This window comes from Enterobacter sp. TCD1-1, assembly GCF_020567405.1.
Classification (GTDB): domain Bacteria; phylum Pseudomonadota; class Gammaproteobacteria; order Enterobacterales; family Enterobacteriaceae; genus Enterobacter; species Enterobacter quasiroggenkampii.
Window position 1 is genome coordinate 83,681 of the sequence record NZ_JAJCXF010000006.1, and the last position, 26,190, is coordinate 109,870.

At 57.4% G+C, this 26,190-nt stretch carries 21 protein-coding genes; 8 read left to right on the plus strand and 13 right to left on the minus strand.

Annotation, left to right across the window (positions count from 1 at the left end):
• Window positions 1–40 precede the first annotated feature (40 nt).
• Together glpG and LJA86_RS19325 are read left to right on the plus strand one after the other, a co-directional pair.
• Window positions 41–871, plus strand: a complete 831-nt coding sequence (glpG, locus tag LJA86_RS19320; protein WP_229226596.1) for a rhomboid family intramembrane serine protease GlpG — start codon at window positions 41–43, stop codon at window positions 869–871.
• 16 nt (window positions 872–887) lie between these two features.
• A complete protein-coding gene (locus LJA86_RS19325; protein ID WP_008503060.1) occupies window positions 888–1,646 on the plus strand; it encodes a DeoR/GlpR family transcriptional regulator in 759 nt (252 codons plus the stop codon).
• 81 nt (window positions 1,647–1,727) lie between these two features.
• On the opposite strand, the gene malT is transcribed toward LJA86_RS19325, so the two are convergent.
• The gene (gene malT, locus LJA86_RS19330; RefSeq protein WP_229226597.1) at window positions 1,728–4,433 is read right to left on the minus strand and encodes an HTH-type transcriptional regulator MalT; all 2,706 of its coding nucleotides are present in this window, start codon (window positions 4,431–4,433) and stop codon (window positions 1,728–1,730) included.
• A 585-nt stretch (window positions 4,434–5,018) separates the two neighbouring features.
• On the opposite strand from malT, the gene malP reads away from it, so the two are divergent.
• Both malP and malQ read left to right on the plus strand, forming a co-directional pair.
• On the plus strand, window positions 5,019–7,412 hold the full coding sequence (gene malP / locus LJA86_RS19335) for a maltodextrin phosphorylase (RefSeq protein ID WP_229226598.1): 2,394 nt from the start codon (window positions 5,019–5,021) through the stop codon (window positions 7,410–7,412).
• A gap of 9 nt (window positions 7,413–7,421) precedes the next feature.
• Window positions 7,422–9,500: a 4-alpha-glucanotransferase gene (malQ, locus tag LJA86_RS19340; protein ID WP_229226599.1), complete on the plus strand. Its 2,079-nt coding sequence runs from the start codon at window positions 7,422–7,424 to the stop codon at window positions 9,498–9,500.
• A gap of 88 nt (window positions 9,501–9,588) precedes the next feature.
• Here malQ and gntT read toward each other — a convergent pair whose 3' ends face one another.
• From gntT to gntX, 3 genes are all read right to left on the minus strand, one after another.
• Window positions 9,589–10,905: a gluconate transporter gene (gntT, locus tag LJA86_RS19345; RefSeq protein WP_024907902.1), complete on the minus strand. Its 1,317-nt coding sequence runs from the start codon at window positions 10,903–10,905 to the stop codon at window positions 9,589–9,591.
• Between the two features lie 315 nt (window positions 10,906–11,220).
• A complete protein-coding gene (gene nfuA / locus LJA86_RS19350; RefSeq protein ID WP_008503055.1) occupies window positions 11,221–11,796 on the minus strand; it encodes a Fe-S biogenesis protein NfuA in 576 nt (191 codons plus the stop codon).
• Between the two features lie 61 nt (window positions 11,797–11,857).
• The gene (gene gntX, locus LJA86_RS19355; protein ID WP_196353029.1) at window positions 11,858–12,541 is read right to left on the minus strand and encodes a DNA utilization protein GntX; all 684 of its coding nucleotides are present in this window, start codon (window positions 12,539–12,541) and stop codon (window positions 11,858–11,860) included.
• 36 nt (window positions 12,542–12,577) lie between these two features.
• Between gntX and bioH the strand changes: the two genes are divergently transcribed.
• Together bioH and LJA86_RS19365 are read left to right on the plus strand one after the other, a co-directional pair.
• Window positions 12,578–13,351 carry a pimeloyl-ACP methyl ester esterase BioH gene (gene bioH, locus LJA86_RS19360; protein WP_111967804.1) on the plus strand — a complete coding sequence of 258 codons (774 nt, stop codon included), beginning with the start codon at window positions 12,578–12,580 and terminating at the stop codon, window positions 13,349–13,351.
• A 111-nt stretch (window positions 13,352–13,462) separates the two neighbouring features.
• A complete protein-coding gene (locus LJA86_RS19365) occupies window positions 13,463–13,732 on the plus strand; it encodes a YdgH/BhsA/McbA-like domain containing protein (RefSeq protein ID WP_048226350.1) in 270 nt (89 codons plus the stop codon).
• Between the two features lie 33 nt (window positions 13,733–13,765).
• Here LJA86_RS19365 and feoC read toward each other — a convergent pair whose 3' ends face one another.
• The 5 genes from feoC to greB all read right to left on the minus strand — a co-directional run bounded on the left by feoC (window position 13,766) and on the right by greB (window position 19,803).
• Window positions 13,766–14,002, minus strand: coding sequence for a [Fe-S]-dependent transcriptional repressor FeoC (gene feoC / locus LJA86_RS19370; RefSeq protein ID WP_111967805.1), 237 nt, complete (start codon window positions 14,000–14,002; stop codon window positions 13,766–13,768).
• A gap of 12 nt (window positions 14,003–14,014) precedes the next feature.
• Entirely contained in the window at window positions 14,015–16,333 is a 2,319-nt protein-coding gene (feoB, locus tag LJA86_RS19375; protein WP_048027698.1) for a Fe(2+) transporter permease subunit FeoB, read from the minus strand.
• A gap of 30 nt (window positions 16,334–16,363) precedes the next feature.
• Window positions 16,364–16,591, minus strand: a complete 228-nt coding sequence (gene feoA, locus LJA86_RS19380; RefSeq protein ID WP_008503050.1) for a ferrous iron transporter A — start codon at window positions 16,589–16,591, stop codon at window positions 16,364–16,366.
• A gap of 319 nt (window positions 16,592–16,910) precedes the next feature.
• Window positions 16,911–19,241 carry a Tex family protein gene (locus LJA86_RS19385; RefSeq protein WP_229226600.1) on the minus strand — a complete coding sequence of 777 codons (2,331 nt, stop codon included), beginning with the start codon at window positions 19,239–19,241 and terminating at the stop codon, window positions 16,911–16,913.
• Between the two features lie 88 nt (window positions 19,242–19,329).
• Window positions 19,330–19,803: a transcription elongation factor GreB gene (greB, locus tag LJA86_RS19390; protein WP_008503048.1), complete on the minus strand. Its 474-nt coding sequence runs from the start codon at window positions 19,801–19,803 to the stop codon at window positions 19,330–19,332.
• Between the two features lie 228 nt (window positions 19,804–20,031).
• On the opposite strand from greB, the gene ompR reads away from it, so the two are divergent.
• Entirely contained in the window at window positions 20,032–20,751 is a 720-nt protein-coding gene (gene ompR, locus LJA86_RS19395) for a two-component system response regulator OmpR (protein WP_001157751.1), read from the plus strand.
• Window positions 20,748–22,094 carry a two-component system sensor histidine kinase EnvZ gene (envZ, locus tag LJA86_RS19400; protein ID WP_008503047.1) on the plus strand — a complete coding sequence of 449 codons (1,347 nt, stop codon included), beginning with the start codon at window positions 20,748–20,750 and terminating at the stop codon, window positions 22,092–22,094. Before ompR ends, envZ begins: the two co-directional genes overlap by 4 nt.
• Window positions 22,095–22,160: 66 nt before the next feature.
• Here envZ and pckA read toward each other — a convergent pair whose 3' ends face one another.
• The 4 genes from pckA to yrfG all read right to left on the minus strand — a co-directional run bounded on the left by pckA (window position 22,161) and on the right by yrfG (window position 26,125).
• On the minus strand, window positions 22,161–23,780 hold the full coding sequence (gene pckA / locus LJA86_RS19405; RefSeq protein WP_021242192.1) for a phosphoenolpyruvate carboxykinase (ATP): 1,620 nt from the start codon (window positions 23,778–23,780) through the stop codon (window positions 22,161–22,163).
• Window positions 23,781–24,140: 360 nt separating this feature from the next.
• Entirely contained in the window at window positions 24,141–25,019 is an 879-nt protein-coding gene (hslO, locus tag LJA86_RS19410) for an Hsp33 family molecular chaperone HslO (protein WP_023309492.1), read from the minus strand.
• A gap of 24 nt (window positions 25,020–25,043) precedes the next feature.
• Complete coding sequence (gene hslR, locus LJA86_RS19415; protein WP_063622743.1) at window positions 25,044–25,445, minus strand: ribosome-associated heat shock protein Hsp15; 402 nt, start codon at window positions 25,443–25,445, stop codon at window positions 25,044–25,046.
• A complete protein-coding gene (yrfG, locus tag LJA86_RS19420) occupies window positions 25,442–26,125 on the minus strand; it encodes a GMP/IMP nucleotidase (protein ID WP_048027692.1) in 684 nt (227 codons plus the stop codon). Before yrfG ends, hslR begins: the two co-directional genes overlap by 4 nt.
• Window positions 26,126–26,190: the final 65 nt, after the last annotated feature.

Here is a 26,190-nt window from a genome sequence, read left to right on the forward strand (position 1 = left end):
ATACTGTCCCCTTTTGTGTGGAAATAAGCGACCGCTACCCATGTTGATGATCACCTCTTTTACCAACCCGCGCGTCGCCCAGGCGTTTGTCGACCATATGGCGACGCAGGGCGTTATTCTGACTATTCAGCAACATACGCAGACCGACGTCTGGCTGGCCGATGAGAGCCAGGCCGGGCGGGTAAACGAGGAGCTGGCGCGTTTTCTTGAGAACCCTGGCGACCCGCGCTATCTCGCGGCCAGCTGGCAATCCGGCCAGACCGGCAGCGGATTGCACTACAGCCGCTTTCCCTTCCTCGCCACCATTCGCGAGCGCGCGGGCCCGTTTACGCTGCTGCTGATGGCGGCCTGCATCATTGTCTTCATTATCATGAACGTGGTCGGCGACCAGAGCGTGATGATTGCCCTGGCGTGGCCTTATGACCCGTCTCTTGAGTTTGACGTCTGGCGCTACTTTAGCCACGCGCTGATGCACTTCTCGGTGATGCATATCCTCTTTAACCTGCTCTGGTGGTGGTATCTCGGCGGTGCCGTTGAAAAGCGTCTGGGCAGCGGCAAGCTGATCGTTATCACCATCATCAGCGCCCTGTTAAGCGGCTACGTGCAGCACAAGTTCAGCGGGCCGTGGTTCGGCGGGCTGTCGGGTGTCGTGTATGCCCTGATGGGCTACGTCTGGCTTCGCGGGGAGCGCGACCCGGAAAGTGGCATCTATCTGCAACGCGGATTAATAACCTTTGCGTTAATATGGCTAATTGCCGGATGGTTTGATCTGTTTGGTATGTCTATCGCCAACGGTGCGCACGTCGCCGGGCTGGCCGTGGGGCTGGCGATGGCCTTTGCCGACACGCTCCATGCGCGAAAACGAACATAATTTTCAGGGATAATTGATGAAACAAACACAACGTCATGACGCCATTATCGAACTGGTAAAAAAACAGGGATACGTCAGCACCGAAGAGCTGGTGGAGCAGTTTGCCGTCAGCCCACAAACCATCCGTCGTGACCTGAACGACCTGGCCGATCAGAACCGTATTCTTCGCCACCACGGTGGCGCGGCGCTGCCGTCCAGCTCGGTTAACACCTCCTGGCACGACCGTAAAGCCACGCAGACGGCGGAGAAAGAGCGTATTGCCCGCAAGGTCGCCAGCCAGATCCCGAACGGGGCGACGCTGTTTATTGATATCGGCACCACGCCGGAAGCGGTCGCCCATGCGCTGCTGGATCATGAGAACCTGCGCGTGGTCACCAACAACCTGAACGTGGCTAACACCCTGATGCAGAAAGACGACTTCCGCATCATCCTCGCGGGTGGGGAGCTGCGCAGCCGCGACGGCGGAATTATTGGCGAAGCCACCCTCGATTTTATCTCCCAGTTCCGCCTCGACTTCGGCATTCTGGGGATCAGCGGCATCGACAGCGACGGCTCGCTGCTGGAGTTTGATTACCACGAGGTACGCACCAAGCGCGCGATCATTGAAAACTCGCGCCACGTGATGCTGGTGGTGGATCATTCGAAGTTTGGCCGTAACGCGATGGTGAACATGGGCAGCATCAGCATGGTGGATGCGGTCTATACCGACGTGATGCCGCCAGCGGGCGTGATGCAGGTGATTAAAGATAATAATTTGCAGCTGGAATTGTGCTAACGGTTGTGTCGGGTGGCGCTGCGCTTACCCGACCTACAACACCCGTAGGCCCGTGCAAGCGTAGCGCCGCCGGGCAATGAATTACACTCCGTATCCCATCATCTTCAACAGCTGCTGTGCATGCTGTACCGCATCCTGACGATGCGCCACGCCCAGCTTCTGGTACAGGTTGCGGATATGCGTTTTGATGGTGGTCGCCGCCACCGCCAGCTCGCCGGCAATCTGCTCGTTGCTGTAGCCTGAATAGATCAGCCCCAGAACCTGCCATTCGCGCTGGGTGAGCGGGCTGGTGCGGATAAGCTCCGGCACTTCCGGGTGGTTCAGCAGACGTTCAACGAAGTTCTCATCAAAATGCGCGAACTTGTGCCGATGATGCTGGTTAATCTCGCGCAGAATGCGCTGGGCGCGATGTTGATCCAGCTCCGGCAGCGTGTTGAGCTGAATAAGCTGACGCAGCTGCTGGGCCATCACTTCACCTTCAATCACAAAGTGGCTGATAAACCCGGTGCGGTTTGCCAGCTGCAGCGCCTCCAGCAGCACGCGCTGGGCATCGTTTTTACGACCCGCCTGCCAGTAGAGCTGGTTCTGCAGCAGCAGGTTGCGGTTCAGATCGCTCATCAGGCGCAGGCTGCGCGCGTTCTCGTTCAGCTCTTCCAGTACAATCTCAGCGGGCTCTAATTCACCGAGCAGGATCTGCGCGCGGGCAATGTTGCGCCACTGGCTCTGCAGGAAGTGGTTGTTGGCAAATTCCGGTTTTGGCGTCTGACGCAGCCAGTTGGCGGCGGATTTTTTATCGCCGGTCATCTGCCAGTAAATCACCCGGACCTTATCGGCGTTTGACACCCAGTCGCTATGATACTGACCGTTGCCGAGCAGGTTTTCCAGGCGGTTAAGATGGTTGCGGGCGTTATCGAGATCGCCGCGCGCCAGCGAGCACTGCACCAGCAGCGCCAGACACTGAAGCTGCTGCTGAGGCTGGAAACTGGAAAGAACATCCACACCCTGGCGGGCGCAGCTTTCTGCTTCATCCAGACGCGACCATGCCCACAGCAGCTGAGCGCGAATACGCAACAGGAACTCGTGCATCGGCAACTGTTCCAGGTGCTGTTCACGAATCAGCTGGAACGCTTTTTCCTGGTTTTCCCAGGCAGCCTGCAGGAACCCCTGCGCGAATAAAATCTCGCTCTGCTGGATCAGGCTCCACAGCGCGTAGTGCCAGACATCATGACGACGCGCCATCTGTTCGGTTTGCTGCATCAGTGAAAGCGAACGCGTGAGGTCACCTTTGCAGTGCAGCACTTCGCCGTGTACGGAGGTCGCCACGATGCGGCTGTAGAAGTTGGCCAGCGGCAGTTCATCCAGCGCGACCATCGCCAGCCGTTCCGCTTCGTCCGGGTCGCCATCGTTAATGGCCACCTGAGCGCGCAGCGCGTTGAACTCGCCGTGCAGGGTGGTATCCATCTCGCTTTCCATCTCCTGCTCGGCACGCGCCAGCAGGGTGTTCACTTCGCTGTAGCGATGCTGGCTCTGCATCAGCCAGGCCTGCAGCAGCACCAGACGCGGATTCTCCAGCAGGCTTTCCCACGGCAGGGCTTTGAGGGACTCTTCCAGCAGCGTCAGCTCGCTGTGGTTAAACAGGCCCCACGCATGATTGAGGAGGATATCGCGCAGCATGCTGGCATCCCCGGCAGCGAGCGCGTGGTGGATGGCCTCGCTCGGGAAGCCCTGTGCCATCCAGCTTTCGGCAGCGGCGCGGTGGATCTCCGGCAGTTCAACCGCCAGTTCCCACTGACAGCGCTGGCGCAGGAAGCTACCAAACAGCGGATGATAGCTAAACCACTCGCCGGGATCGTCTATGCGCGTCAGGAAAAGGCCCTGACGTTCAATTTCTTCGAGCTGCAGCTGACCGTTTTCACAGCCCGTCACCCGCACGATGAGGGCATCGTTCATGGAGCGCAGCAGCGAGCTTTTCAGCAGGAAATTACGCGTCGAGGGATCGACACTGTTCAGCACCTCGTCCACCAGGTAATCAGAGAGGTGGCTGGCGTTGATGCCGGCCAGACGCCGCGCTGACTGATGGGCTGGACTGTTGTTTTGCCGGGCAGAGAGGGCGATGAGCTGCAGCGCCGTGGCCCAGCCCGCGACGTCATCACACAGGCGGCTGCTTTCAGCGGCCTCAATGGGTGAGGTCAGGCGGCAGTCAAAGAACTGTTTTGCTTCCTGGTGGGTAAAGGCCAACTGCTGGCTACCCACTTCCAGAAGCTGATCGCGCACGCGCAGGTTGGCAATACCCAGCTGCGGCAGGTTGCGTGACAGCACTACTAACGTCAGGTTTTCCGGCTGATGGCGCAGGAAGAAACGCATTGATTCATGAATCACCGGGTTAGTGATGAGATGGTAATCATCAATCACCACGTAAAGCGGGCGATGCCATTCAGCCAGTTCGATAAACAGCTGAGAGAAAAGGGAGGACAGGCTGGCGTACTGGCGCTTTTGCACCATCACCTCACTGGCAACGCAGTGTCCATGGGTGGCTTGCTGTATCGCGGCAATCAGATAGCTGGCAAAGCGCTCCTGCTGGTTATCGCCCTCATCAAGAGAGTACCAGCCAAGATCGCTCTTACCTGCGGCCCATTGCGAAATGAGCGTTGTTTTTCCATAACCTGCAGGGCTCGTAACCAGCGCCAGTCGGAAATTATGCGCGCCGGAAAGTTTAGCCAACAGACGCTCGCGGACCACTGTGTGGTCAAGACGAACCGGGCGACTTAATTTAGACGGAATCAACATAGGTTTCACTTCACTGTGGGGAACGAGAGATTTTATTTTTTTTGCGCTTCGTAATTAATGGTTATAAGGTCGGCCAATAAGTTAACTATTGCAAGTTATGTCTGGATTTGGTGGCTGTGAATTTGCACTCTGTCACAAAACATTCAGGCAGAGGAGGGAACTTTCTGAAAAGGTCTTTGATGCCCCGTCAACGCTGGCTTGTATGGCTGTGCTGCGGCTGCGCTGAAACTGGTTTCAGAAAGGGATAGTGACGTCGAATTTAATATACTTCTGGTAAAGTTAAGGGAGATTAATAATCTCCTTAGCGATTTCCCGATTGCCGAAATATTATTCTACGTAAGTAATTATTTCGGCGGGGTTTAATTTCACCCGAAACCGCATTTCATTTCTTTGACATTCTCCTCGGTTACTTTTTTATCTTCCGGGCACACTCGAACTATGCTCTGAGAGTGGCCTTGATCACACTTTTCTGCTCATCCCCGCTACTCCTCCCTGTCTAATCCCCCTCGGGAGGAGGAAGAGGGGAAATGAGCCAGGCACACTAGCGCCAACTTGTGTTTTCTTTCTAAAGGATGCCGATCCCCTATGTCACAGCCTACCTTCAACAAAGCTCAATTCCAGGCTGCCCTGACGCGTCAGTGGCAGCGTTTTGGCCTTCATGCTGCAAACGAGATGACGCCTCACCAGTGGTGGCAGGCAGTGAGCGGTGCGCTCGCAGAGCAGCTGGATGCTCAACCCCTGGCAAAACCGGTAAAAGGCCAGCGCCATGTAAACTACATTTCAATGGAATTCCTGATTGGCCGTCTGACGGGCAACAACCTGTTGAACCTCGGCTGGTATCAGGAGGTCGGTGACGTCCTTAAAGAACACGACATTAACCTGACCGACCTGCTGGAAGAAGAGATTGACCCGGCGCTGGGCAACGGCGGTCTGGGACGCCTGGCGGCCTGCTTCCTTGACTCCATGGCGACCGTCGGCCAGTCGGCGATTGGCTACGGTCTGAACTACCAGTACGGCCTGTTCCGTCAGTCGTTTGCTGACGGTCACCAGATGGAAGCGCCGGATGACTGGCATCGCAATACCTATCCGTGGTTCCGCCATAACGCGCAGCTTGACGTGCAGGTTGGCATCGGCGGGAAAGTGACGAAACAAGGTCTCTGGGAACCGGCGTTCACCATCACCGGCGAAGCCTGGGATCTGCCGGTGCTTGGCTACCGTAACGGTGTGGCGCAGCCGCTGCGTCTGTGGCAGGCGAAACACGCCCACCCGTTTAACCTGACTAAATTCAACGACGGCGATTTCCTGCGGGCCGAGCAGCAGGGCATCGACGCCGAGAAGCTGACCAAAGTCCTCTATCCGAACGACAACCACCTGGCCGGTAAAAAGCTGCGCCTGATGCAGCAGTACTTCCAGTGCGCCTGCTCCGTGGCGGACATTCTGCGTCGCCATCACCTGGCGGGCCGCAAGCTGGCGCAGCTGCCGGACTTCGAAGTGATTCAGCTTAACGACACGCACCCGACCATTGCCATCCCGGAACTGCTGCGCGTGCTGATCGACGAGCATCAGCTGAGCTGGGACGACGCCTGGGCCATTACCAGCCGTACCTTTGCCTACACCAACCACACGCTGATGCCAGAAGCGCTGGAGTGCTGGGATGAGAAGCTGGTGAAAACGCTGCTGCCGCGCCACATGCAGATCATCAACAAAATTAACGACCAGTTTAAAAAGCTCGTGGATAAAACCTGGCCGGGCAACAAGGCGGTCTGGGCGAAGCTGGCGGTGGTTCACGATAAGCAGGTACGCATGGCGAACATGTGCGTGGTGAGCGGCTTCGCGGTCAACGGCGTGGCGGCGCTGCACTCGGATCTGGTGGTCAAAGATCTGTTCCCGGAATACCACCAGCTGTGGCCAACCAAATTCCACAACGTGACCAACGGCATCACGCCGCGTCGCTGGATCAAGCAGTGCAACCCGCTGCTGGCGGGCCTGCTGGACAAGACCCTGAAGAAAGAGTGGGCCAACGATCTGGACCAGCTCATCAACCTGGAAAAATACGCTGACGACGCGACATTCCGCGAGCAGTACCGGGCGATCAAGCTGGAGAACAAGGTTCGCCTGGCGGAGTTTGTGAAAGTGCGTACCGGGATTGAGATCAACCCGAATGCGATTTTCGATATTCAGATCAAGCGTCTACACGAGTACAAACGCCAGCACCTGAACCTGCTGCACATTCTGGCGCTGTACAAAGAGATCCGCGAGAACCCGCAGGCCGATCGCGTTCCGCGCGTGTTCCTGTTCGGTGCGAAAGCGGCGCCGGGCTACTACCTGGCGAAAAACATCATCCTCGCCATCAATAAAGTGGCGTCGGCGATCAACAGCGATCCGAAAGTGGGCGACAAGCTGAAGGTGGTGTTCCTGCCGGATTACTGCGTCTCGGCGGCTGAAATGCTGATCCCGGCGGCAGATATCTCCGAGCAGATCTCAACCGCAGGGAAAGAAGCCTCCGGTACCGGCAACATGAAGCTGGCGCTGAACGGCGCGCTGACCGTCGGCACGCTCGACGGGGCCAACGTCGAAATCGCCGAGAAGGTGGGCGAAGAGAATATCTTTATCTTCGGCCACACCGTGGAAGAGGTGAAAGCCATCAAGGCCAAAGGCTACGACCCGGTGAAGTGGCGTAAGAAAGACAAAGTGCTGGACGCGGTGCTGAAGGAGCTGGAGAGCGGCAAATACAGCGACGGCGACAAGCACGCGTTTGACCAGATGCTGCACAGCATGGACAAACACGGCGGTGACCCGTATCTGGTGATGGCGGACTTTACGGCCTATGTCGACGCGCAAAAACAGGTCGATGTGCTGTATCGCGACCAGGAAGCGTGGACCCGCGCGTGCATCCTGAACACCGCGCGCTGCGGTATGTTCAGCTCTGACCGCTCAATCCGTGATTATCAGGCCCGTATCTGGCAGGCAAAACGCTAAGGAAGCGCGATGGAGAGTAAACGTCTGGACAGTGCCGCGCAGGCGGCGGGAATTAGCCTCAGTTACATTAATGCTCACGGCAAACCACAGTCTATTGGCGCCGACACCAAAAGACGTTTGCTGGACGCTATGCACAAAACCGACGCGAAAGCGTCGGCTGCGCCGGTGCCGAACGTGAAGGTATTCACAGCAGGTAAAAAGATGCCGCTCGCGGTGGAGGGGCGCGGCGAGTTTAGCTGGCTGCTCACGACCGAAGAGGGACATCAGCACAAAGGCCACGCCACCGGCGGCAAAACGCTAAACCTTCCGGCGAAGCTGCCGGAGGGCTATCACACCCTGACGCTCACCCAGGACGATCGGCGTTTCCACTGCCGGGTGATCGTCGCGCCAAAACGCTGCTACGAGCCGCAGGCGCTGCTTGAAGGCAAAAAGCTGTGGGGCGCCTGCGTGCAGCTCTATACGCTGCGTTCCGACAGCAACTGGGGCATCGGTGATTTTGGCGATCTGAAGAACATGCTGGCATCCGTGGGCGAGCGCGGCGGCGCGTTTATCGGCCTCAACCCGATCCACGCCCTCTACCCGGCCAACCCGGAGAGCGCCAGCCCGTACAGCCCGTCGTCCCGTCGCTGGCTGAACGTGATTTATATCGACGTTAACGCCTTAGATGACTTCAAAAACAGCCAGGAGGCGCAGGCCTGGTGGAAACTCAGCACCACGCAGCAGGCGCTGAAGCAGGCGCGCGAAGCCGACTGGGTGGATTACTCCACCGTCACGGCGCTGAAAATGGCCGCGCTGCGCCTGGCGTGGAAAGGCTTTTCGCAGCGCGATGACGAGCAGATGGCGGCGTTCCGCCAGTTCGTGACGCAGGAGGGCGAGAGCCTGTACTGGCAGGCGGCGTTTGATGCGCTGCATGCGTATCAGGTGAAAGAGGACGAAATGCGCTGGGGCTGGCCGGTCTGGCCTGAAGCGTATCAATCCGTCGACACGCCGGACGTGAAAGCGTTCTGTAAAAAATATGCCGATGAAGTGGACTTCTACCTGTGGCTGCAGTGGCTGGCGTACAGCCAGTTTGCCGCCTGCTGGCAGGTGAGCCAGGGCTATAAAATGCCGATTGGCCTGTACCGTGACCTGGCCGTGGGCGTGGCGGAGGGCGGCGCGGAAACCTGGTGCGACCGTGAGCTGTACTGCCTGAAGGCCTCCGTGGGGGCGCCACCGGATATCCTGGGCCCGCTGGGCCAGAACTGGGGATTACCGCCGATGGATCCGCACGTCATGGCGGCGCGCGCCTACGAGCCGTTCATCGACCTGCTGCGCGCGAACATGCAGAACTGCGGCGCGCTGCGTATTGACCACGTGATGTCCGTGCTGCGCCTGTGGTGGATCCCGTACGGTGAAACGGCGGACCACGGGGCGTACGTGCAGTATCCGGTTGACGATCTGCTGTCGATCCTGGCTCTGGAAAGCAAGCGTCATCAGTGCATGGTGATCGGTGAAGATCTCGGTACCGTGCCGGTGGAAATTGTCAGCAAACTCCGCGACAGCGGCGTCTACTCCTATAAAGTGCTCTATTTTGAAAACGACCATGAGAAAACCTTCCGCGCGCCGCAAGCGTACCCTGAACAGTCAATGGCAGTCGCGACGACGCATGACCTTCCTACGCTTCGTGGCTATTGGGAAAGCGGCGATCTGACCCTTGGCAAAACGCTGGGCCTGTATCCTGATGAAGAGGTGTTACGCGGCCTGTATCAGGATCGCGAACTCTCCAAACAGGGGCTGCTGGATGCGCTGCACAAGCAGGGCTGTCTGCCGAAACGTGCCGGGCATAAGGCGTCGCTGATGTCGATGACCGCGACCCTCAACCGTGGTTTGCAGCGTTACATTGCCGACAGCAATAGCGCCCTGCTGGGCCTGCAGCCGGAAGACTGGATTGATATGGCGGAGCCGGTGAACATCCCGGGCACCAGCTATCAGTACAAGAACTGGCGTCGCAAGCTGTCCACCACGCTTGAGGCGATGTTTGCCGATGACGGGGTGAACAGGCTGATTAAGGATTTGGATAAGCGGCGAAAAGCTGCCGGGAAGAAGTAATAAAAAAACCCGCCAGTGGCGGGTTTTTTATGATCCGGTAGTGCTCATGTAGGTCGGGTAAGGCGTAGCCGCCACCCGACTTAGGGCATCAGACCACCATATTCAACAGCAGCACCCCGACCAGACCGCACACCGAAATAATGGTTTCCAGCGCGGACCAGGACTTGATGGTTTCACCGATCGTCAGGTTGAAGTACTCCTTGAACAGCCAGAAGCCCGGGTCGTTAACGTGAGAGAAAATCACGCTACCGGAACCGACGGCGATAACCATCAGCTCAGGGCTTACGCCCGTGGTGGCAATCAACGGCGCAACGATGCCGCCGGCGGTGATCGCCGCAACGGTCGCAGAGCCCAGCGCAATACGCAGAACTGCGGCAATAGACCAGGCCATCAGAAGCGGCGACACGTTGGTTTCATGCATCATCGCGGCGATGTATTTGTCCACGCCGCTGTCGACCAGAACCTGTTTGAACGCACCGCCACCGCCGATGATCAGGAGCATCATGGCAATGATTTTGATGGAAGAGGTCAGCGTGTCGTTGATCTGATCCATCGAGCGGCCACGGTTCAGACCGAAGGTGAACATCGCGATCAGCACGGCAATCAGCGTTGCCATCACCGGATCACCCAGGAATTCCGCCACGGACAGGAACGCATGACCTTTCGGCAGGATCATCTCTGCCACGGCGCGCATCGCCATCAGGATCACCGGTACCAGAGAGGTCCAGACGCTGACGCCAAAGCCAGGCATCTCTTCTTCGGTGAAGGTTTTGGCGCTGTACAGACCTTCCGGGATAGGCTTATCAATCCCTTTCAGGAAGCGGGCATAAACCGGACCTGCCAGAATCACCGTCGGGATCGCCAGAATCGTACCGAACAGCAGGGTTTTACCCATATCCGCGTGGAAGATGGTGGCGATAGCGGTTGGACCCGGGTGCGGCGGCAGGAAGCCGTGGGTCACGGACAGCGCCGCGGCCATAGGCACACCGACATACAGCAGCGGGATGCTCGCGGCAGCCGCAATAGTGAACACCAGCGGCAGCATCAATACGAAGCCCACTTCATAGAACAGCGCGAAACCGACGGTAAAGCCGGTTAACACCACTGCCCACTGAATGTTCTTCTTACCAAATTTGTCGATAAGCGTGGTGGCAATACGCTGGGCGCCACCGCAGTCCGCCAGCATTTTACCGAGCATGGCGCCGAAGCCCATGATCAACGCCAGGCTGCCGAGCGTGCCGCCGACACCGGCTTTAATCGAGCTGATAACTTTCACCAGCGGCATCCCCTGCATCAGACCGACTGCAAGTGCCACCAGAACCAGAGCGATAAATCCGTTCATTTTGAAGCGGATCATCAAGAGCAGTAATAACACAACACCGATAGCAACGATGACTAATGGCATGATTTACCTGGCCTTTGAATTGTTATGGGTAACGTCATTGTTTCAACGACAAATTCCGATTGTCCCAACTGGGAACAGAGAAGTAACGGCACTAATACTGATGCCTTTTAAACGATTAAGTTTAGTCGGCTGTTATGAGTGTGTTTAGTGCCCACGAGAATGATACGGGTAACATGGCGTGATTGAGAATCACCCTGGAAGGCAAAATGTGAATTATGAGACGCAGGTCAACATATAGGGGGGAACGAAGAGGGGGGCAGGGTTTTGTAGGCCCGGTAAGCGCAGCGCCACCGGGCAATACAGACGGGCACTGAATCAGTAGTAGGAGTGCTCGCCGCGCTGGTGTTCGGTCAGGTCACGCACGCCTTTCAGTTCCGGGAACTCGTTCAGCAGCTGCTTCTCGATCCCTTCTTTCAGGGTGACATCGACCATAGAACAACCGTTACAGCCGCCGCCAAACTGCAGAATGGCAAAACCTTCGTCGGTGATTTCCATCAGGGAAACACGGCCGCCGTGGCCAGCCAGCTGTGGGTTGATCTGGGATTGCAGCAGATACTCAACGCGCTCCATCAGCGGGGCATCGTCAGACACTTTACGCATTTTCGCGTTCGGCGCTTTCAGGGTCAGCTGAGAACCCAGCTGATCGGTGACGAAGTCGATCTCCGCATCTTCAAGATACGGTGCGCTCAGCTCATCAACATAGGCGGTGAGCTGTTCAAATTTAAGGGCAGTGTCGGTGGCTTCCACAGCGTCCGGAGGACAATAAGAAACACCACATTCTGCATTCGGAGTGCCTGGATTAATCACAAACACGCGGATCTGCGTCCCTTCTTCCTGATTTGCCAGCAGTTTGGCAAAGTGCGCTTGTGCAGAATCGGAAATACGGATCATAGCTTTGGCCTAATAGTTGACTAAATTACCTGGGTATAATCATACGCCCATTGAAGAAGGGCTACAAGGTACGGCACAGACACCATACCTGAACCGACGCGGCGCCGCTTTGCAAAAGCAGTCGGGAAAGTTCAGCAACGGTACTGCCTGTGGTGACGACATCATCCACAATCGCGATATGGAGACCGTCGACCGGCAATTCAAGGCGAAAGGCATTTTTGAGGTTTCTTTTGCGAAGCCGGGCGCTGAGCTGATGCTGGATGGCGGTGGCATGAACACGTGTCAGCGTGCGGGCATCATACTGACAGCCAAGCCACCGGGCGAGGGGACGGCAGATTAGGTCACTCTGGTTATAGCCCCGCCGCCAGTGCCGACGTCGGTACAGGGGGACATTTACCACCCTGTCGATTTTCGGCAATGCGCGGTGGCGCCGCGCCTGCAAAACCGCCAGCAGTAGCAGTCGGGCAAGGGGCTGAGCCAGCGCACTCTGGCCGGAAAACTTCAGCGCGTGAATCAGCCTGCTCAGCGGCGGAACATAATCATCCACTGCCACCAGCGCACTCCACGGCGGGGATTTTTTCAGGCAGCGGCCGCAGGGCAAAGAGGGATTGGTGGCCGGTAAACCGCATTGTGGACAGGTCCCGATACGCCATTGCAGCGATCGCGTGCAAACGGAGCAGATGCCCCATCCGCTGAGTGCCAGCGGCATTCTGCATAGCCAGCACAACCCAGGTACTGTTAGCATGTGCAACCTCCATGTAAAAAAAGAGAACAGTAACTGATGAAGACGCTGTGGTGGCAGACCGTAGGGACAGGAAATTGCCATCTTGTGCTGCTGCACGGATGGGGCCTGAATGCAGAGATATGGCATTGCATACGTGAGGAACTTGCCTCGCATTTCACGCTGCATCTGGTGGACTTACCCGGCTTTGGCCGCAGCCGCGGTTTTGGGGCCATGTCGCTTGATGAGATGGCACAGCAGGTTCTGGACGCTGCGCCGCAAAACGCTGTCTGGCTGGGCTGGAGCCTGGGCGGACTGGTGGCAAGCCAGATTGCGCTGTCGCGGCCTGACCGCGTAAAAGCGCTGGTGACGGTGGCGTCGTCGCCCTGTTTTAGCGCGCAGGACGCGTGGCCGGGGATAAAACCCGAGGTACTGGCGGGCTTCCAGCAGCAGCTGAGCGAAGATTTCCAGCGGACCGTAGAGCGGTTCCTCGCCCTGCAGACGATGGGAACTGAAACCGCCCGTAAGGATGCCCGTACGCTGAAGCAAACCGTGCTGTCGCTGCCGATGCCGGAGGTCGAGGTGCTTAATGGCGGCCTTGAGCTGCTGAAAACGGTTGACCTGCGCGCGCCGCTGGCCTCCCTGACGATACCGCATCTGCGTATTTATGGTTACCTTGACGGAATTGTGCCGCGTAAAGTGGCTCCGCTGCTGGATGATCTGTGGCCGAACAGCGAATCGCAGATCATTGCCAAAGCCGCACATGCCCCGTTCATCTCTCATCCGGCGGAGTTTTGTTCAGCGCTCATTGCGTTAAGTCAACGTTTCGACTGATTATTTTCTATCCTGCCTGGAAAAAGTAACACACCGCAACCATACTCCAGATGTCGTTGCGGTTGTTCTGCCTACGATAATCAAAACAACAATCCTATGGAGAGTCAGGCTATGAAACTTGTTACAGGTATTGTCACTTCTCTGGTTATTGGGTCACTGTCATTTGGCGTCTTTGCGGCAAAAGAGCTGGAAAAAGATAAAGTTGCCGGCATGAATCTGACGAAAATTGGTGAGATTACTACGTCTGACACCACTGCGCCGATGGACGCGAGAAAAGAGCTGTCGAAGAAAGCGGATGAGCTGGGCGGAACGTATTACGTCGTCACCAGCGCTGAAAAGCAGACCAAAAACGTACGCGCAACGGCGGACGTCTACAAGTAACACGATAAAGCCGGGCAGCGATGTCCGGCTTTATTAACGCAGTGCCCACCATTCCCTGAGACAGGCCTTTCCTTCCGGGCAGCTTTTACAACTGCCGGAGAGACAACCGTCCGGCTCTTCCTGAATCCGCACTGCTTTCCCCATGGCTTCCAGTCTTGCCAGCATGGCATCGATCATCGGTTGCGGCGTATGCAGGCTGAGGCTCAGCTGTTTCGCCTCCATTCGCCCCTGCAGCGCCAGCAGATCACGAACCTGAATCAACGATGCCATGATGTGTGCTCCTTAGTGACAGTCGCCCGCCGGGCTGTTGCAGCAGGTTGCGGCAGTTTTACGGTTTGCCAGCAGGTCGATGTCGACGCGGCTGCGTGCCCGCCGCAGCAGACCGAGAACGACCACGTTGAACAGCACAACCGCAAGAATGCAGACCAGACTGTAGCGCGGGTGCTGGCTGAAATTAACGGTTTGATAGAACAGCGTCGCCAGCGAGTAGGCAATGTTTAACCCCCACAGGATGGAGAAGCCCATCCAGCCGCGGCTGGACTCGCGGGCAATCGCCCCCATCACGGAGATGCATGGAATATAGAGCAGAACGAAGATGAGGTAGCTGTAGGCCGCGGACGCGCTGCCAAATTTCTCGCCCATCACGCCCATGGCACCCGTCGCCATTTCGCCGTCGCCTTTGCTGGCCTCAATCGGGTTAGCCAGCACGCTCAGGCTGAAGGTGTCCTTCAGGCTCTGCCAGGTTTCCTCTACGGCACCCAGCAGCTCATCACCGAGATGAAACTCAGCCGGGTTAAATTCCTGCTCCTGAATGTTCTCGGCGGTGTAGAGCGTATTCAGGGTACCGACAACCACCTCTTTTGCCATCGCGCCGGTAAACAGGCCGACGGTTGCCTGCCAGTTATCCTCATGCACGCCAATCGGTTTGAAGACCGGCGTGATGACGCGGCTGACGGAGGCGAGGGCAGAGTCGTTAATGTTATCCGCTGCCTGTCCACTCAGGGTGAAGCTGTTCAGGGCGCTCAGGAAAACGCTGACGATGACAATCACCTTACCGGCGCGCAGGACGAAGCCTTTCAGACGCTGCCAGGTCTGGATCGCCAGGCTTTTCAGATGGGGGACGTGGTACACCGGCAGCTCCATCACGAACGGTGACGCCTCACCGCGCATGATGGTGTGCTTGAGCATTAGACCGGTCAGGATCGCCATCACGATGCCCAGGACATACAGCGAGAAGACCGCCAGCGCACCCTGCTGGCCAAAGAAGGCTGCCGCAAAGACCGCAAAGATCGCCAGTCGGGCACCGCAGGACATAAACGGCGCCATCATAATGGTCATCAGACGTTCACGCGGTGCATCCAGCGTGCGTGCGCCCATCACCGACGGCACGTTACAGCCGAAGCCGACGATCAGCGGGACGAAGGATTTACCCGGCAGGCCCAGCGCCTGCATCAGACGATCCATCACGAACGCCGCGCGCGCCATGTAGCCGGAATCTTCCAGGAACGAGAGGAACAGGTACATCATGCCGATCTGCGGCACCAGCGGCAGAACGGTATTGATACCGCCGCCGATCCCCTGCGCGAGGAAGATGGTGAGCCATTCCGGGAAGTGCAGGGTGTAACCCACCCACTGGATCCCGTGCACGAAGACCGCGACGGAACCGGCGTCAAAAATCGGCTGCAGTGCGCCACCGATGTTAATGGCGAGCAGGAACATCACGTACATCACCAGCAGGAAGATGGGCAAACCGAGGAAGCGGTTAAGCACAATCTTATCCACTGCCGCCGTAAAGCGGCTGGGTTCCGCCGTCAGCGCGTTACTGACCACGTCGCAAATCGAGGCGATGGCCTGGTAACGGGCATCGGCGATGTGCAGCGCCGGGTCGTCCAGCTCGTCGCTAAGACGAGCCACCGTCACGTCCAGCTTATCGGCCGCATGCCCGGCGTAAGCGCGGCTGTAGATATCCCCTTCCAGCATCTGCAGGCCAAGCCACAGACGCTGTTTCGCAGGCATAGCGTTATCCATCTCCTGCGCCAGCACGTTGGCTTCACGCAGAAGAGGCTGCGCGTAATGCACCAGTTCAACGTCGCGATTTCCCGCGTGACGGTCAATGGCCAGCTTCAGCGCATCAATACCGCGCGCGCGCGTCGAGACCAGCGGAACGACCGGGCACCCCAGGCGCGCGGAGAGGGCATCGACGTCGATGCGCAGCTTTTGTTTCTCTGCGATATCGAGCATGTTGAGCGCCACGATGCAGGGGATACCCAGCTCCAGCAGCTGCAGCGTCAGATAAAGGTTACGCTCGAGGTTTGAGGCGTCGACCACGTTGATCAGCAGATCCGCGTCGCCGCCAAGAATATAGTGACAGGCGATTTGCTCATCGAGCGAGGTTTGTGACGAAATGGTGGTTAAGGAGTAGGTGCCGGGAAGGTCAACCAGCGTCACCTGGTTGTCTGTCGTCGTGAACTGGCCCTCTTTACGTTCAACCGTCACGCCCGCCCAGTTGCCCACACGCTGGCGAGCCCCGGTCAGCTGGTTAAAAAGCGTGGTCTTGCCGGAATTAGGATTGCCAATTAAGCCAATAGTTAACTTTTTCATTTTTTTAGACTCACTAAAACCGCTGGCTTGTTATCGGGATAAGGCTTCGACTTCTATTAACGCGAGGTCTTTTTTACGCAGGACCAGATTCACGCGTCGGGTTTCGATATGAACCGGATCGCCTAACGGCGCCACGCGTACGACCTGGAATGACGAGCCGGGCAGCATGCCCAGCGACAGCAGCTTCTGCCGATAGGCAGGGCTAATTTCGCGGGTAAAACCGGTAATCTTCCATGCACTGTCTGGAGTGAATTGCATAACGCCTGATTCCACGAAAGGTTAAATTATCTACTATGCGATGATAATGAGAATAGTTTTTATCAGCAATATTAAAACTGTGACGGAATGTTGTTTGCGATATTAATTTACGGCCTTTTTGACCTTGCTCAATATTTGCTGAAATGCCGGGAAAACGAAAAGCGGAGTATTTGTTAACGGGGTGATAATTCGCGGTTTAAATATGGCTACACACTATTTATTTTTAATTCCCTGCGGCCTGCTTGCCGGGCGGCACTGCGTTTGCCCGGCCTACAAACCGTTGGCCCGGTAAGCGCAGCGCCACCGGGCATTTATGACCTTAGCGTTTTTTACCCATCGCGGCCGCCAGGGCATCCATCATCGCGCTGTTGCCTGCAGGCTGGGCGTCACGTCCACGCGGTTTTGCCGCTTTCGCGGCCGGACGCTGCTGCTCGCGGCCACCGCCATTGCCGCCGCGGCGCGCGTTGGTGTCACCCGGCTGCTCGTCCAGACGCATGGTGAGCGCGATACGCTTGCGCTGCAGGTCCACTTCCAGCACTTTGACCTTCACGATGTCGCCCGCTTTGACCACGGTGTGCGGGTCTTCAACGAACTTGTCGGCAAGGGATGAGATATGGACCAGGCCATCCTGATGCACGCCGATATCCACGAACGCGCCAAAGTTGGTGACGTTAGTCACCGCACCTTCCAGCACCATGCCTGGCAGCAGGTCGTTCATGGTCTCGATACCGTCAGCAAAGGTCGCGGTTTTGAACTCAGGACGCGGATCGCGGCCCGGTTTTTCCAGCTCTTTGATAATGTCGGTAACGGTTGGCACACCAAATTTGTCGTCGGTGAAATCGACGGCTTTCAGGTTGCGCAGGGCGCTGCTGTCGCCCATGAGATCTTTCAGCGCCTGCTGAGTAGCGGCCAGGATGCGTTCCACCACCGGATACGCTTCCGGGTGAACGGTGGAGGCATCAAGCGGGTTATCGCCGTGGTTGATGCGCAGGAAGCCCGCGCACTGCTCAAACGCTTTTGGCCCCAGACGGCTTACCTTCAGCAACTGCTGACGGTTCTGGAACTGGCCGTTCTCGTCGCGCCAGGCGACGATGTTCTGCGCCATCATGCGGGTTAAGCCCGCCACGCGGGTCAGCAGAGGAACGGAGGCGGTATTCAGGTCAACGCCAACGGCGTTTACGCAGTCTTCCACGACCGCATCCAGCTTACGCGCCAGCTGAGTCTGGCTCACATCGTGCTGATATTGGCCCACGCCGATCGATTTCGGATCGATCTTTACCAGTTCCGCCAGCGGATCCTGCAGGCGGCGAGCGATCGAGACCGCGCCGCGCAGGGAAACGTCCAGGTCAGGGAACTCCTGTGCCGCCAGCTCGGACGCGGAATAGACGGACGCCCCGGCCTCGCTGACGATCACTTTCTGTGCCGTCACTTTCGGGAACTGCTTCTGCACGTCGAGATAGAAACGCTCGGTTTCGCGGGACGCCGTACCGTTGCCGATGGCGACCAGCTCGACGTTGTATTTTTCGCACAGCGCCGCCACCACGACGGCCGCTTTCGCTGCCTGGCCGGTGTGCGGATAGATGGTGTCGGTGGCGACCAGCTTGCCGGTGCCGTCAACGACAGCGACTTTTACACCGGTACGCAGACCCGGATCGAGACCCATGGTCGCGCGCAGGCCAGCAGGGGCGGCCATCAGCAGGTCGTGCAGGTTGCGGGCGAAGACGTTAATCGCTTCATCTTCAGCACGTTCGCGCACGGTGCCCATCAGCTCGGTTTCGAGGTGCATCAGCACCTTGATGCGCCAGGTCCAGCTCACCACGCCTTTACGCCAGCTATCAGCCGGGGCGTTGTTCAGGCGCAGGCCGAGATGGTCGATGATGATCTGCTCGCAGTGGCTCTCTTTCGGCGGCTCGTCAAACTGCGGGTCGGCGTTCAGGGAGAGTTGCAGCACGCCTTCGTTGCGGCCGCGGAACATTGCCAGCGCGCGGTGGGAAGGGGTGGTGGAAATCGGTTCGTGGTGATCGAAGTAGTCGCGAAATTTCGCGCCTTCTTCCTCTTTACCCGCGACGACGGTAGAGACGATGTGAGCGTTCTTCCACAGGTAATCACGCACTTTGGCGAGCAGGGCAGCGTCTTCGGCGAAGCGCTCCATCAGAATATAGCGCGCGCCGTCGAGGGCGGCCTTGGTGTCCGCTACGCCTTTGTCGGCGTTGATAAATTTCGCCGCTTCGGTATCCGGATCGTGGGACGGTTCGTTCCACAGCAGGTCGGCCAGCGGCTCAAGACCCGCTTCAATGGCAATCTGTCCGCGCGTACGGCGCTTCGGCTTGTACGGCAGATAGAGGTCTTCGAGTTCGGTTTTGCTCAGGGTGCCATTGATGGCGCTTTCCAGTTCGCTGGTCAGCTTGCCCTGTTCGCCGATGGATTTGAGGATCGCCTGACGACGTTCTTCCAGTTCGCGCAGATAACCGAGACGGGTTTCCAGGTTACGCAGCTGCGTGTCATCCAGACCGCCGGTGACTTCCTTACGATAGCGTGCAATAAACGGCACGGTGTTCCCTTCATCAAGCAGGCGAACGGCAGCTTCTACCTGTTCGGCTCTGGCCTGAAGTTCACCCGCAATAATGCGGCAGAGCGAATCTTTCATCATGGCTTTATCATCTGTTGAGTCGAAAAAATCAGGGGATAGTTATACGGGCTGACACGGCAAAATGCCAGCCGGGGAGGGCGCTCTCGGACTATTTTACGTAGACGATCTCATTAACGTACCAGCTGGCTTCACCGGCTGGGGTCTGCACGACGGCCAGATCCCCCACTTCCTTTTTCAGCAGCGCGCGGGCCATCGGCGAGTCGATGGAGATGTAATCCTTACGACCAAAAATTTCATCGTAGCCGACAATGCGAAAGCGCAGGGTGTCACCGTCGTCGTTTTCAATCTCCACCCACGCGCCGAAGAACACTTTGCCCTCCTGCTGCGGGGAGTAATCGACAATTTTTAGATTTTCGAGGCATTTCGTCAGATAGCGTACCCGGCGGTCAATTTCGCGCAGCCGCTTCTTGTTGTACTGGTAGTCAGCGTTTTCGCTGCGATCGCCCAGGCTCGCGGCCCAGGTCACCTTTTTGGTTACCTCAGGACGCTCTTCGCGCCAGAGGAAATCCATCTCTTTTTTGAGTTTCTCGTACCCTTCGCGGGTGATCAGGGGCGTTTTCATGGTGCTGCCTTTGCTGCCGGTTCTCTGTTTTGCGCACAATACGTACCACACAGTGTAACAGACAGGATTAATAATGATTTATGTGATGAAATGAACAGATAAGCTGCTGTTAAATATGCTTTGTAACAATTTCGACTAGAATTTATACCAGAATTAACTGGTCGAATACGTGCACTTTTTTAGAATACGCTGTTACAAAAACTATCCGAACCTTTGGGAGTACACACAATGCAAGAAAACTACAAAATTCTGGTCGTGGATGACGACATGCGCCTGCGTGCGCTGCTGGAACGTTATCTGACCGAGCAGGGCTTCCAGGTTCGTAGCGTCGCGAACGCTGAGCAGATGGACCGTCTGCTGACCCGTGAATCTTTCCATCTGATGGTTCTCGACCTGATGCTGCCTGGCGAAGATGGGCTTTCTATCTGCCGCCGTCTGCGCAGCCAGAGCAACCCGATGCCGATCATCATGGTGACGGCGAAGGGCGAAGAAGTTGACCGTATCGTGGGCCTCGAAATCGGCGCCGACGACTATATTCCAAAACCGTTTAACCCGCGTGAACTGCTGGCGCGCATTCGCGCCGTGCTGCGTCGTCAGGCGAACGAACTGCCGGGCGCGCCGTCGCAGGAAGAAGCCGTTATTGCCTTCGGCAAGTTCAAGCTGAACCTCGGCACGCGCGAAATGTTCCGTGAAGACGAGCCGATGCCGCTCACCAGCGGCGAGTTTGCGGTCCTGAAAGCGTTGGTCAGCCACCCGCGTGAACCGCTTTCCCGTGACAAGCTGATGAACCTGGCGCGCGGTCGCGAATACTCCGCAATGGAACGCTCTATCGACGTGCAGATCTCCCGCCTGCGCCGCATGGTGGAAGAAGATCCGGCGCATCCTCGTTATATTCAGACCGTATGGGGTCTGGGCTACGTGTTCGTCCCGGACGGCTCTAAAGCATGAGGCGAATGCGCTTCTCGCCGCGAAGCTCGTTTGCCCGCACCCTGTTACTGATCGTCACCCTGCTGTTCGTCAGCCTGGTGACGACCTACCTGGTGGTGTTGAACTTTGCGATCCTGCCGAGCCTCCAGCAGTTTAATAAGGTCCTGGCCTACGAAGTGCGTATGCTGATGACCGATAAGCTGCAGCTGGAGGACGGCACGCAGCTCGTCGTTCCCCCGGCGTTTCGTCGTGAAATCTACCGTGAACTGGGCATCTCGCTCTACTCGAATGAAGCGGCGGAAGACGCGGGCCTGCGCTGGGCGCAGCACTATGAATTCCTCAGCCAGCAGATGGCGCAGCAGCTGGGTGGCCCGACGGAAGTGCGCGTTGAGGTCAACAAAAGCTCGCCCGTCGTCTGGCTAAAAACCTGGCTGTCACCCAACATCTGGGTGCGCGTCCCGCTGACCGAAATTCATCAGGGCGATTTCTCGCCGCTGTTCCGCTATACCCTGGCGATTATGCTACTGGCGATAGGCGGGGCCTGGCTGTTTATCCGTATACAGAACCGACCGCTGGTCGACCTGGAGCACGCGGCGCTGCAGGTCGGTAAAGGCATTATTCCTCCTCCGCTGCGCGAGTATGGCGCCTCGGAAGTCCGCTCGGTGACGCGTGCGTTTAACCATATGGCGGCAGGCGTGAAGCAGCTGGCGGATGACCGTACGCTGCTAATGGCGGGCGTGAGCCATGACCTGCGCACCCCCCTGACGCGTATCCGTCTGGCGACGGAGATGATGGGAGAAGAGGACGGTTATCTTGCCGAGTCCATCAACAAGGATATCGAAGAGTGCAACGCCATCATCGAGCAGTTCATCGACTACCTGCGCACCGGTCAGGAGATGCCGATGGAGATGGCGGATCTGAACGCGGTGCTGGGCGAAGTGGTGGCGGCGGAAAGCGGCTACGAGCGCGAGATTGATACCGACCTTCAGGCGGGCGAGATCCAGGTACGCATGCACCCGCTCTCCATTAAGCGCGCGGTGGCCAACATGGTGGTTAACGCGGCGCGCTACGGCAACGGCTGGATTAAGGTCAGCAGCGGCTCTGAGCTCAACCGCGCCTGGTTCCAGGTGGAAGACGACGGTCCGGGCATCAAGCCCGAGCAGCGTAAGCATCTGTTCCAGCCGTTTGTGCGCGGCGACAGCGCGCGCAGCACCAGCGGTACGGGCTTAGGCCTGGCGATTGTGCAGCGTATTGTGGATAACCATAACGGGTTGCTGGAGATTGGTACCAGCGAGCGGGGTGGGTTGAGCATTCGCGCCTGGTTGCCGGTTCCGGTGACGCGAGGGCAGGTGAAAGAGAGTTGAAAAAAGGGTGGCACGAGCCACCCTTTTTTGTAGGTCGGGTAAGGCGAAGCCGCCACCCGACATGGACTAAAGTTTTGGACCCGCACTCACCAGCGCAGCACCCGCCGGGGTATCGGTATACTTCTCGAAGTTCTCGATAAACAGCTTCGCCAGCGATTCCGCTTTCTCACGCCACTGCTCCGGCGAACCGTACGTATTGCGCGGGTCGAGGATATGCGTATCCACACCCGGCAGCGACGTTGGGATCGCCAGGTCAAACATCGGCAGCGTGAAGGTTTCGGCGTCGTCCAGAGAACCATCCAGAATGGCGTCGATAATGGCGCGGGTATCTTTGATGGAGATACGTTTGCCGGTGCCGTTCCAGCCGGTGTTCACCAGGTATGCCTGCGCGCCGGATGCCTGCATGCGTTTCACCAGCACTTCAGCGTACTGCGTCGGGTGCAGCGACAGGAAGGCTGCGCCGAAGCAGGCGGAGAAGGTTGGGGTTGGCTCCGTCACGCCGCGCTCGGTACCCGCCAGCTTGGCGGTGAAACCGGAAAGGAAGTGGTACTGCGTCTGGCTGGCCGTCAGGCGAGACACCGGAGGCAGCACGCCGAACGCATCCGCCGTCAGGAAAATAACCTTCGTGGCATGACCCGCTTTTGACACCGGCTTCACGATATTGTCGATGTGGTAGATCGGATAAGAGACGCGGGTGTTTTCCGTTTTCGACGCATCGTCGAAGTCGATGGAGCCGTCGGCACGCACGGTGACGTTTTCCAGCAGCGCATCGCGACGGATCGCGTGGAAGATATCCGGCTCGGCCTCTTCAGACAGGCGAATGGTCTTCGCGTAGCAGCCGCCTTCAAAGTTGAATACGCCGTCGTCATCCCAGCCGTGTTCGTCATCACCAATCAGACGACGTTTTGGATCGGTAGACAGGGTGGTTTTCCCGGTACCGGAAAGGCCGAAGAAGACCGCCACGTCGCCTTTTTCACCGACGTTAGCCGAGCAGTGCATGGAGGCGATGCCCCGCAGCGGCAGCAGGTAGTTCATGACCGAGAACATCCCTTTCTTCATTTCGCCGCCGTACCAGGTACCGCCGATCAGCTGGATACGCTCGGTCAGGTTGAAGGCAACAAAGTTCTCGGAGTTCAGACCCTGCTCTTTCCACTGTGGGTTGGTGCATTTCGCGCCGTTCATCACGATGAAATCAGGGGTGAAGTCCTGCAACTCTTCGTCGGTTGGACGGATAAACATGTTTTTCACGAAATGCGCCTGCCAGGCCACTTCGGTGATAAAACGTACGGAGAGACGGGTGTCGGCGTTAGCGCCGCAGAAAGCGTCGACAATAAACAAACGCTTGCCGGAAAGTTGATGGGTGACGAGCCCTTTCAGGTGCTGCCAGGTTTCCGGAGAGAGCGGTTTGTTGTCGTTCTTCCCTTTGCCCTTGTCAGCCCACCACAGCGTATCGCGGGTGGTTTCGTCTCGGACGATATACTTATCTTTCGGCGAACGACCGGTAAAGATACCGGTATCGACGGCGATAGCACCAAGATTCGTCAACACACCGCGCTCGTATCCTTCCAGTGCTGGATTGAGCTCTTCCTGATACAGCGTATCGTAGTCGGGGTTGTAGACGACTTCCTGGACGTCGTGAATACCATAAGCCTTGAGATCTTGCGGGGTTAAACCAGTAACACGCATATCACTGCTCCTTAGCCAATATGTACTGCCTGAAATTGTAGGGTTTTTCTGAGGTTGTTTACCGCGACGGGGCTCATAGATTCACGCATCTGGACAAAACCCTTACTAACGGAAAACGCTGCGACTCCAGTCACAGCGCAGGCGGATTATCGCAGGAATCGCTTTTTGGTTGGGGAAAATGTTCCGAAAAGGTTAAAGGCTGGTGATTTTATCGGAAAGAATGTGAATGTAATCGCATACACGTAAGAAAATTACGTAAGAGTTACATTGGGAAAACGATTCAGCTTGGGTGGAGTTTTTTGCCCCTCAGCCCAGCCCTCTCCCCTTTGGGGAGAAGGTTAAGGTGAGGGGAAGAGAGGTTTAGTGAACCTGCGGATCCGCCGGGGAGGCGTTATTGCGGATCTCCGCGATATCCATCGAATTGAACACATAGTGCGTACCGCAGTAGTCACAGTGCATATCAATTTCGCCGTCTTCCGCCATGATGCTGTCGATCTCTTCATCCGGCAGGGTTTTCAGTGCGCCAGCGCAGCGCTCGCGGGAGCAGGTGCACTTAAACTCCACAGACTGCGGGTCGTAGACGGTCACTTCTTCTTCGTGGTACAGACGCCACAGCACGTCGGTCGCCGACAGATTGAACAGCTCTTCCGCTTTGATGGTTTCGGTCAGCGTCGCCAGGTGCTCAAAATCATTGGTCTGCGCGTCCTGCGCAGGCAGAACCTGCAGCAGCATCCCGCCCGCAGCAGGCTGGCCGTCCACTTCACCGGTGCGGATGAACAGACGCGTCGGCAACTGTTCAGAACGCATGAAGTAATCTTCCAGGCAGGCTGCGAGGGTATCGCCTTCCAGACCCACCACGCCCTGATAGCGCTCACCTTCCTCTGGGGAGATGGTGATCACCAGGTAGCCATTACCCACCAGCGTTTTGAGGTCAGCATTCTCAGGCACGTCGCCCTGAACGCGCGCCACGCCGCGCATCTGCTGCTGGTTATTGCCGTTGATGACCGCCAGCGTCATCGGGCCGTCACCCTGCAGCTGCACGGTGATGTCACCGGCAAATTTCAGCGTCGCCGTGAGCAGGCTGGTGGCAACCAGCAGTTCGCCCAACAGGGTCTTCACCGGTAGCGGGTAGTTGTGGTTTTCCAGAATCTGTTTCCAGGTTTCGGATACGGTGACCAGCTCGCCGCGCACGGCGAATTGTTCAAACAGATAGCGGTGTAATTGGTCGTGTTGGGCCATAATAGTCTCTCGTGCAGGTGAGGGTTACTCGGTCTCACCGTGTTTAAATTTCATCAGATCGCGGCGCTCTTTTTTGTCCGGTCGCCGGTCCGGGTGGGGCATGGTCAGCGCATTCATTTTGCGCGCCAGCGCGGTCTTCTCGCGCTTTTCTATGCTTTCCGCCGTCTCTTCATAAAGCAGTACGGCTTCGGCTGCCGGCCGTCGTTGTTCGGTAATGGCTTTAATCACTACCGTACGTTCATCGTTGCCCTGACGCAGCGTTAAGGTGGCATTCAGCTCAACCAGCTTGCTTGGTTTGCTGCGCTGGCCGTTGTAATGCACTTTTCCGCCGTCAATCATCTCGCGGGCAAGGGCGCGCGTCTTATAAAAACGCGCCGCCCACAGCCATTTATCCAGTCTTACCCCGTCAGAGGGTTTTTCTTTCATGGCCTCTCCTTCACGGTCAGTGAGGGGATCATCTGGCGATAGTCGTTCAGTCCCGGATGGCGCAGATAGCTTTTTTCAGCCAGGCCAGAGTCAGGATTGGTGACGCCCAGACAATAGCGAATGCCAAACTTAGCCGCGGAATCCAGAATGGGTTCGCTGTCATCAATGAACAGCGTGCGTTCCGGCTGCAAACCCGTCTCTTCCTTCACCGCATGCCACAACCGCTGATCCTCTTTCGGATAACCAAATGTGTGGGTGGAAAGTAATAAATCAAGGTGTGATGCCAGACCCGTATGCTCCAGCTTCACGGCCAGGTTATGGGGATGCGCGTTGGTCAGCAAAATGCGGCGCTTGCCGCTTGCTTTCAGCGCGTCCAGGAATGGAACCGTATCCTCGCGCAGCACGGCGCGTGGACCCTGGGCGGTGGTCATGGCACAAATATCCAGACCGAGGCGCTCGCTCCAGTAGTCAAGACAGTACCAGTTTAGCGTATGTTGCACGGCACTATATTGCGAACGAATGAATGCCTGCGCTTCTGCCGGGGAGATCCCCTGCTGCTCGCCATAGGTTTCTGGAACCAGCGTTTGCCAGAAATAGTTATCAAAGGCGAGATCGAGCAGCGTGCCGTCCATATCCAGCAGAACGGTATCAACCTCCTGCCAGGCGATATCAAGATGCATAAGGGGAACTCCAGCCAGAAGAAACGTGCGCGACAGGGTAGCACATCTTGTCGCGCAACGAGGTT